The sequence below is a fragment of the Bifidobacterium sp. UTCIF-1 genome (genome assembly GCF_006408915.1).
Lineage (GTDB): Bacteria > Actinomycetota > Actinomycetes > Actinomycetales > Bifidobacteriaceae > Bifidobacterium > Bifidobacterium reuteri.
Map to the genome: position 1 here is coordinate 1 of NZ_JFAG01000039.1, position 8,231 is coordinate 8,231.

7 protein-coding genes and 2 pseudogenes are annotated in these 8,231 nt (G+C 61.0%); 6 read left to right on the top strand and 3 right to left on the bottom strand.

Annotated elements, in window-relative coordinates; genetic code table 11:
* Window positions 1-195, bottom strand: a pseudogene (locus tag BW09_RS11020) (hypothetical protein); the annotation flags it as partial.
* Between the two features lie 53 nt (window positions 196-248).
* Between BW09_RS11020 and BW09_RS10660 the strand changes: the two are divergent.
* The 6 genes from BW09_RS10660 to BW09_RS10685 all read left to right on the top strand — a co-directional run bounded on the left by BW09_RS10660 (window position 249) and on the right by BW09_RS10685 (window position 7,204).
* Window positions 249-803 (top strand): family 1 glycosylhydrolase, encoded by a 555-nt coding sequence (locus tag BW09_RS10660; RefSeq protein ID WP_258185085.1) that lies wholly within the window; start codon window positions 249-251, stop codon window positions 801-803.
* 177 nt (window positions 804-980) lie between these two features.
* Window positions 981-1,859: an ABC transporter ATP-binding protein gene (locus BW09_RS10665; RefSeq protein ID WP_140463554.1), complete on the top strand. Its 879-nt coding sequence runs from the start codon at window positions 981-983 to the stop codon at window positions 1,857-1,859.
* Window positions 1,856-2,689 carry an ABC transporter ATP-binding protein gene (locus BW09_RS10670; protein WP_219846533.1) on the top strand — a complete coding sequence of 278 codons (834 nt, stop codon included), beginning with the start codon at window positions 1,856-1,858 and terminating at the stop codon, window positions 2,687-2,689. Before BW09_RS10665 ends, BW09_RS10670 begins: the two co-directional genes overlap by 4 nt.
* Window positions 2,686-3,672, top strand: a complete 987-nt coding sequence (locus BW09_RS10675) for an ABC transporter permease (RefSeq protein ID WP_140464933.1) — start codon at window positions 2,686-2,688, stop codon at window positions 3,670-3,672. The genes BW09_RS10670 and BW09_RS10675 overlap by 4 nt, the downstream gene beginning before the upstream one ends.
* A gap of 1 nt (window position 3,673) precedes the next feature.
* Entirely contained in the window at window positions 3,674-4,675 is a 1,002-nt protein-coding gene (locus BW09_RS10680) for an ABC transporter permease (RefSeq protein WP_101673510.1), read from the top strand.
* 369 nt (window positions 4,676-5,044) lie between these two features.
* Complete coding sequence (locus BW09_RS10685) at window positions 5,045-7,204, top strand: glycoside hydrolase family 3 N-terminal domain-containing protein (RefSeq protein WP_375137583.1); 2,160 nt, start codon at window positions 5,045-5,047, stop codon at window positions 7,202-7,204.
* Window positions 7,205-7,283: 79 nt separating this feature from the next.
* Here BW09_RS10685 and BW09_RS10690 read toward each other — a convergent pair whose 3' ends face one another.
* Together BW09_RS10690 and BW09_RS11365 are read right to left on the bottom strand one after the other, a co-directional pair.
* Complete coding sequence (locus BW09_RS10690; protein WP_258185087.1) at window positions 7,284-7,910, bottom strand: MurR/RpiR family transcriptional regulator; 627 nt, start codon at window positions 7,908-7,910, stop codon at window positions 7,284-7,286.
* Window positions 7,911-7,958: 48 nt separating this feature from the next.
* Window positions 7,959-8,003, bottom strand: a pseudogene (locus BW09_RS11365) (hypothetical protein); the annotation flags it as partial.
* Between the last annotated feature and the right edge of the window lie 228 nt (window positions 8,004-8,231).

The window sequence follows — 8,231 nt, forward strand, 5'->3', positions numbered from 1 at the left end:
TCCGATCGCCTTCCGTCTTGTCTCCAGAGGAATTATGGGTTTGGCCATACGGCCAGCATACCGGGGATCCATCGCCAGCCAGCGTTCCAGGCACTGTCTGGTCGGATAGCCCAGGCACTCCACCACCTGCGCGGTGGTCATCGGCGTTGTGAGGTATAGCTCCACCGCCCTCGAACGCTCCTCAAGACTGAACATACGAGAAACCTTTCGCTCAGTCTCCAAGAAAACATCCGCAGCCCCTTATCTTCGTGCGCGACGACGATCTCAAGATAAGCAGGCAGCCGATCGATTTCCTTGGTGTCAACTATTACTCGACCACCACGGTCAGACATAGGGACAAGGCGGTTGACGACCCGCATGCGCCGATGCCTGGTCTTAAACATGTCGAGGCATTGCCCCCGGAGGGCGAGTTGACTGCCATGGGATGGAATCAAGACCCGCAGGGGTTGACCGATCTTTTGATGTACCTCAAGCAACGGTTCCCGACACTTGACGTCATGGTGACCGAAAACGGTTCAGCATGGGGCGATCAGCCCGCTGATGGCAACGTGATTCACGACCCGCGGAGAGTGCGCTACCTCAGGGAGCATGTCAGCGCGTTGGCGCAAGCCTTGGTTGAAGGCGCAAACGTCAGGGGATACTATGCATGGTCGTTGATCGATAATTTCGAATGGAACTCCGGGTATACGAAGAGATTCGGCCTGATCGGAATCGACTATGACACACAGGAGCGCACCTGGAAGGACAGCGCTTCCCTATACGAGCGAATCGTGCATGCCAACGCCATTCCGGAAGGTGATTGACGGGGCTCATTCGCGACTTATCCCGGGGTGCCAAGGCGCGACACCCCGGGGTTTCTTAGGTTGACAGATTACTTACTGGTAAGTAATTTAAAGGATAACGCCAAGTAAGGCTTCGAAAACATAACGTGCTTTGCGATCGAGGTAGATCCATAGCGTCGTCAGTGAAGGAGGGAAGCAATGCCCGATGATGTGCTGCTGGACATCTCGCATCTGAGCGTGATATACGACGTCGACCCGCCGGTGCATGCGGTCGAGGATGTGTCACTGCAACTACACAGAGGGGAGGTACTCGGACTCGCTGGAGAATCCGGATGCGGCAAAACTACACTGGCCTACGCAGTGCAGCGGCTACTCAAACCGCCGGCGGTCATCACCTCCGGAAGCACGGTGTTCCATGACGTCTCAGGCAAAGACATCATGATCAACGAGCTCAACGAGCATCAGATGCGCGCATTCCGTTGGGAACAATGCTCAATGGTGTTTCAAGGTGCCATGAACGCTCTAAGTCCAGTCACTAACATCGGCAAACAGCTTGCGGACGTGTTCACCACACATCGGCCAAAGATGACGAAAGCCGAAATCTGGAAGGAATGCGGTGACCTGCTCGACATAGTGGGCGTGGGTGCCGATCGCATAAAATCCTTCCCCCATGAACTATCCGGCGGCATGCGTCAGCGCGTGATGATCGCCATGGCGCTGGCCCTCAAACCTCAGCTGATGATCATGGACGAACCGACTACGGCCTTGGACGTGCTGGTGCAGCGAGAAATCCTCACGCAGATCACCGAGCTGCGCCAACGATTCGGATTCTCGGTCATCTTCATCACCCACGACCTACCGCTGCTGCTGGAAATCTCCGATCGCATCGCCGTAATGAGGCAAGGCAGAATCGTCGAACTCAACACAGCAAGGGAACTGTACTTCCACCCGAAGCACGAGTACACCCAACGTCTGCTCAAGTCCTTCCCATCCCTTACCGGCGACCGCAAGGACTTCTCCTACGGCACCGCGGGATTGGACAACGACATGCCAACCAACCAAGGAGGTGGACGATGAGCGCAGTGTCGAAACTCGAAGTCAGGCATCTGACCAAGAAGTACCACGTGCGAGGCGAAGGTGAGTTCCTGGCCCTTAACAATGTGAACTTCACTCTCGAATCAGGTGAGATCGTCGGCCTTGTCGGGCAGTCGGGATCCGGAAAGTCGACAATCGCCAAAATCCTCACCCAACTTGAATCCGCCACCTCCGGCGAAGTACTACTCGACGGGAAACCCATTCCCACCCACGGCAAGGCATTGCGAACCTACAGACAGATTCTGCGCATGGTGTTCCAGGACCCCTTCGCATCGCTTAATCCGTATCACACGATCCATCACCATATCGAGCGACCGTTGCTGCTCGACCATGTGGTGCCAAAAGATGAAGTGGATGACGAAGTTCGTCGCCTCCTTACACGAGTGCGACTCGACCCGGACGCAGTGATTGACCGTCGCCCGCATGAACTGTCGGGAGGGCAGCGGCAGCGCGTCGCTATCGCGCGAGCCCTCGCATCACGCCCCAAGCTGCTGATTGCCGACGAACCCGTGTCGATGCTGGACGTCTCCTTGCGCCTCGGAGTGCTTAATCTGCTCGCGGACCTGCAGAAAGAGGAGAACCTCGGCGTGCTGTACATCACCCATGATTTGGCTACCGCACGCTATTTCAGCCAGCGAATCATCGTTCTCAACCACGGTCAAATCGTCGAACAAGGCAAGTCCGACGATGTCATCCTGCATCCAAAGCAGGAATACACGCTGAACCTGCGCAACGCCTCACCGAACCCAAAGATGTTCTTCGAAGGGGACGCGCACCTGAACGCATCGAACGAAGAAGGAGGGACGCGATGAGGTTCTTCATTCGACGTGCCGTGTTCTACATCTTCACTGCATGGGCCGCCATCACCATTAATTTCTTCCTACCCCGCATGCTCAAGGGCGATCCGGTATCGGCGTACATCGCTTCGCATCAAGGACAGATCAGTCCCGATGCGGCCGATTCCCTTCGTACACTGTTCGGATTGGATGAGAACAAGACTCTGCTACAGCAGTACCTTGAATATTGGGGGCTTTTGTTCAAGGGGGATCTGGGTTCCTCGTTTTCTAAGGGCCTTGTGCCGGTTACCGAAGTCATCGGAAACGCCCTGCCATGGACCATCGGCCTGGTTGGCGTAGCCACAATCATTTCCTTCGTCCTCGGAACTCTACTGGGAGCATGGATCGGATGGAAGCGTGGTAGCGCCGCCGATGCAATCATCCCTGTGACGACATTCTTCTCCACGGTGCCCTATTTCTGGATGGGATTGATTGCAATCTCCCTGTTCTCCAACACCTTGGGCTGGTTCCCTGCCTCCCATGCCTACGACAAGGGAGTGCTGCCCAACCTCTCCCTTGACTTCATCGGTCAGGTGATCACTCACGGCGCATTGCCGATTCTCACCATCATCCTTAGCTCGTTGGGAGGCTGGGTGCTTGGCATGCGAAACATGATGGTCAACGTGCTTGATGAAGACTACATCATGGTCGCCGAAGCCAAGGGCTTGCCGCCCAAGCGAGTGCTACTGGCATACGCCGCGCGCAACGCAGTCCTGCCGCAGCTCTCCAGCTTCGCCCTGTCCTTGGGCTTCATCGTCGGCGGCACCTTGGTCATGGAACTTGTGTTCTCCTATCCCGGAGTGGGCAAGTTGCTGCTCGACGCCACCAACGCCAAGGACTATCCGCTGATGCAGGGCTTGTTCCTCATCATCACCCTTACCGTGTTGATCGCAAACATCCTGGCCGATGTCGCATATGCGATCCTTGACCCCCGCACCCGTCAATCAGAGGAGGTCTGACATGACTGCCACAACGGTCGCCGCACATGCGACGCCTTCCCGCCGCAAGCGCCAAATCAAGCATCTTTGGGAACGTTTTATCGGCGGTTTCGCAATGTTCCGCAACGTGAAATCGTTGATTGGGCTCGGCATACTGCTGTTCTTCGTCGTGGTGGCCATCCTTGCGCCGGTCATCGCCCCATATGGCCCCTTGGAGAAGGACTCTACCGCCCTGCTCCAAGCACCTAGCGCGAAGCATTGGCTTGGGACCACGCACATGGGTGAGGACCTATTCAGCCAGATCGTATATGGCACCCGGGGCGTTCTCATCGTAGGTGCCGTGGTCGGTATCATCGCCACAACCATCTCGGTCGCCGTCGGCGTGACCGCAGGATACATCAAAGGCTGGGGCAGCGAAGCCTTGTCGGCCCTTGCCAATGTGTTCCTCGTCATCCCCGCCCTACCCCTACTTATCATCGTTACGTCACAGTATGACAACCCGTCTATCCTCCTGGTGTCGGCGGTCCTGTCCATCACAGGATGGGCTTGGGGTGCCCGAGTGCTGCGCGCCCAAACCATGTCCCTGAGAAACCGTGACTTCGTGCAGGCGTCACGAGCCAACGGCGAACCGTTGTACCGCATCATCTGCGTGGAGATGCTCCCCAACCTCATGTCGATCATCGCATCCAGTTTCGTCGGAACGGTAAACGCCGCCGTGCTCAACTTGACCACACTGGCCTTTGTCGGCGTGATTCCGATCACCAACCTCAACTGGGGAACTGTGCTCTACTGGGCGCAGCAAAACGGCGCATTCCCGAACTACTGGTGGTGGTACATCCCCGCCGGCCTGTGCATCGCCATGCTTGGCATGGCGCTGAGCTTGATTAACTTCGGCATCGACGAATACGTCAACCCAAGGTTGCGCTCGGCGGGTGAGCGTGCCCGAGCTATGAGGAAGAAGGGGCTCAAGCCCCATAGCGGTGTCACCAAGGTGGGTGCCGTTTCCTCGACAGGGCATAAGTAAGAGAAAGGATTACGATCATGAACGAGCCAGTTCCGGGCGACGCTTTGTATCGCAACCCGGCGGCTCCGGTCGCGGAGCGTATCGCGGACCTGCTGGGCCGCATGACCTTGGAGGAGAAGGTCGGGCAGATGATGCAGCTCGACGCCCGCAGCGCGGATCTGGAAGAGCTCATCGTGGGCCGGCATGTGGGGTCGGTCCTGCACACCAATCCGGGGGATCTGCCGCGCGCGGCGGAGATCGTGCGGGAGCGGACGCGTCTGGGGATTCCGTTGGTCATCGGCGATGATTGCATCCATGGGTATTCGTTCTGGCCGGGGGGCGACGATCTATCCCTCCCAGCTGGGCATGGCGGTCGGCTGGGATCCGGCGATGGTCGAGGCGGCGGCGCGTGCGACCGCCGAGGAGGTCTCGGCCACGGGCGTGCATTGGACGTTCTCGCCGGTGCTGTGCATCGCCCGCGACACCCGGTGGGGGCGTGTGGACGAGACGTTCGGCGAGGACCCGGTGCTCATCGGCGAGCTCGCCTCGGCGATGGTGCGCGGCTACCAGGGCGGCGCGAAGGCCGAGGAGCCGTTGCCCAAGGATGCGATCCTGGCGTGTGCGAAGCATTTCGCGGGGTATTCGGAGACCCAGGGCGGCCGCGATGCCTCGGAGGCGGACCTGAGCCATCGCAAGCTCGAGTCCTGGTTCCTGCCGCCGTTCGAGCGCGTGGCGCGCGAGGGGTGCGGCACGTTCATGCTGGGCTATGAGTCCATCGAGGGCGTGCCGGTCACGTTCAACAAGTGGCTGCTGGACGACAGGCTGCGGGGCGCCTGGGGGTACCGGGGCATGCTCGTCACCGATTGGGACAACGTGGGCCGTGCCGTGTGGGAGCAGCATGTCAAGCCGGATTACGTGCATGCGGCGGCGGACGCGGTGCGGGCGGGCAACGACCTGGTGATGACCACGCCGGGGTTCTACGGGGGTGCGCTCGAGGCGGTGCGTGCCGGTCTGCTCGACGAGTCGTTGGTCGACGCGGCCGTGGAGCGCATCCTGGCGTTGAAGTTCCGGCTCGGCCTGTTCGAGGATCCGCGCCTGCCCGATGCGCGGCGTATCGGGGCGGTCGTCGGTTCGGACGCGCACCGGGAGGTCAACCTGGCGATGGCCCGTGAGTCGGTGGCGTTGCTGAGGAACGACGGCGCGCTGCCGTTCGCCTTGCCGCAGGTTGCCGGCGATGCCGCCCCGGGTGTCGCGGGGGATGTCGCCGCCCCGGGTGCGTCGGCCGGTGGTGCGGGTGCCGCCGCCCCGGGCGTGGCCCGGGGTTTGGATGCTGCCGCGGGTGCGTCGGGTTGTGTGCGCGCGCCCCGGCGCATCGCGGTGGTGGGTCCCTTGGCGGACGACGCGCAGGCGCAGTTGGGCGATTGGGCCGGGTGCTCGGGCCAGGTCGGTTGGATGCCCGACGGGCAGCCGCGCGACATGATCGTCACCGTGCTCGACGGCGTCAGGGACATCGCGGGCCGGGCGGGCGTCGAGGTGACGTACGCGCGCGGCGCGGACCTCGTCGACCTCGTGCCCGATCCGGCCGGCGACACCTATCCCGACGGCCAGCCCCGGCCGAAGGTCGCCGTGCCCGCGCCGGCTGACCGTGCCCTGATCGACGGGGCCGTGGCCGCGGCGCGCGGCGCGGACCTCGTCGTGGCCGTGGTCGGCGACGTGGTCCAGTTGGTCGGCGAGGGCCGGTCCACCGCCACGTTGGAGCTGGTCGGCGGGCAGAACGCGTTGCTCGAGGCGTTGGCCGGGGTCGCCCGGCGGACCGGCAAGCCGTTGGTCGTGGTGCTGATGAGTTCGAAGCCGTTGGTGCTGCCCGCCTGCGTGGTCGGTCCGGCGCCGACCGCCGCGGACGTGCGGCCGGACGGCACGGTCCCGCACTGCCGGGACGGCGAGGCCGGCGGGGCGGGCGCCATCCTGTGGGCGCCGAGCCCCGGCATGCAGGGCGGGCGGGCCATCGCCGAGATCCTGTTCGGGTTGTGCGAGCCCACGGGCCGCCTGCCGATCACCTTCCCGAGGCATGCGGGCCAGCTGCCGGTCTATTACAACCAGATCCGCGGCCAGCACGGCGACCGGTACGCCGACCTGACGCAGGACCCGGCGTTCGCGTTCGGCGAGGGCCTGTCGTACACGGCGTTCGAATACGGCGAGCCGGTCGTGACCAACGTGCCGTCCGGCGGGGCGTTCGCCAAGGACGGCGTCGTGCATGTCGAGGTCCCGTTGGCCAATGTCGGCGCGAGGGGCGGCACCGAGGTCGTGCAACTCTACGTCGGCGACCTCGTGACCTCGTACAGCTGGACCGACCGCGAGCTCAAGGCCTTCCGACGCGTGACGCTCGCGCCGGGCGAGCGCACGGCCGTCGCCTTCGACCTGCCCGTGGCCGCCTGCACGATCGTCGACGCTAACGCCAACCGGTTCGTCGAGGCCGGCGAATTCGAACTGCTCGTCGGCCACTCCAGCCGACGCGAGGACCTCAAACGCACAGTCATTACCGTCAAGTGAGAACAATGCCCGCGACACAATGTCGCGGGCATTGTCATATCATCGGGCCTTCTCTAGCAACAAGGAATGGGCAAGGCCGTCACAGGTACGAATCGTAAAGAAATGTATCCTTGGTGACGAGGGAGTTCGCCTTCATCCACATCTCCATATAGGCGGGATTACTTTCGGACAGCCGGCCGAAGATAACATCGGAAAGGAACAGAAACGGAAACACCGGATTCACCGGATACTTCGTCGAACCGTAATACATCTTGCTGTACACGAGAAACTTGGCGTACAGCAGCTCATTGAGTCTCGGGGAATCATAGTTGGTGATCCCGATGACGGGAACCTCCACGTCGGAGAGAGCGGTGAGCGCGTCGAACATTTCGGTGACGAACAGATTGTTCGACATCATGATGAAAACGTTGTCCTTGTCAACCAGGCGAGAGTGGACTTCGATATCGCCAGGATTGGTATACGAATTCGCCGGCATGCCCAGTAACGTGATGTTGTTCCCTAACTCTTCGCAGGCGAGACGCGTCACGTTGGTGCCAAACAGAAAAACACGGCGCGCGCCGGCAATAGCCTCCGTTGTCTTGGCTAACATGTTGTCGTCAATGGCGACCGAAGTGTTGACAAGCGCATTCTGATAAGCCAACGCCATCGAATCCGCATATGTCATATCACGATTGCCGATCGCCCGCTGCCGTAACGCATCCACCATGGAAGCCCGGGCGACGTCGATGCGGAAGTCGTTGAAGCCTTTGTTCCCGATCTTCTTGCAAAAACGGTTAATCGAAGATTCGGGGCTGCGGATGTTTTCTTGGAGACTGAGCGAAAGGTTTCTCGTGTGTTCAGTTTTGAGGAGCGTTCGAGGGCGGTGGAGCTATGCCTCACAACGCCGATGACCACCGCGCAGGTGGTGGAGTGCCTGGGCTGTCCGACCAGACAGTGCCTGGAACGCTGGCTGGCGATGGATCCCCGGTATGCTGGCCGTATGGCCAAACCCATAATTCCTCTGGAGACAAGACGGAAGGCGATCGAA

What these genes read in the sequence shown, in the direction of transcription:
- BW09_RS10665 (WP_140463554.1), top strand. Translation starts at nt 981, where the DNA reads ATGCCCGATGATGTGCTGCTGGACATCTCGCATCTGAGCGTGATATAC.
- BW09_RS10670 (WP_219846533.1), top strand. Translation starts at nt 1,856, where the DNA reads ATGAGCGCAGTGTCGAAACTCGAAGTCAGGCATCTGACCAAGAAGTAC.
- BW09_RS10675 (WP_140464933.1), top strand. Translation starts at nt 2,686, where the DNA reads ATGAGGTTCTTCATTCGACGTGCCGTGTTCTACATCTTCACTGCATGG.
- BW09_RS10680 (WP_101673510.1), top strand. Translation starts at nt 3,674, where the DNA reads ATGACTGCCACAACGGTCGCCGCACATGCGACGCCTTCCCGCCGCAAG.
- BW09_RS10685 (WP_375137583.1), top strand. Translation starts at nt 5,045, where the DNA reads ATGGTCGAGGCGGCGGCGCGTGCGACCGCCGAGGAGGTCTCGGCCACG.
- BW09_RS10690 (WP_258185087.1), bottom strand. Translation starts at nt 7,910, where the DNA reads ATGGTGGATGCGTTACGGCAGCGGGCGATCGGCAATCGTGATATGACA.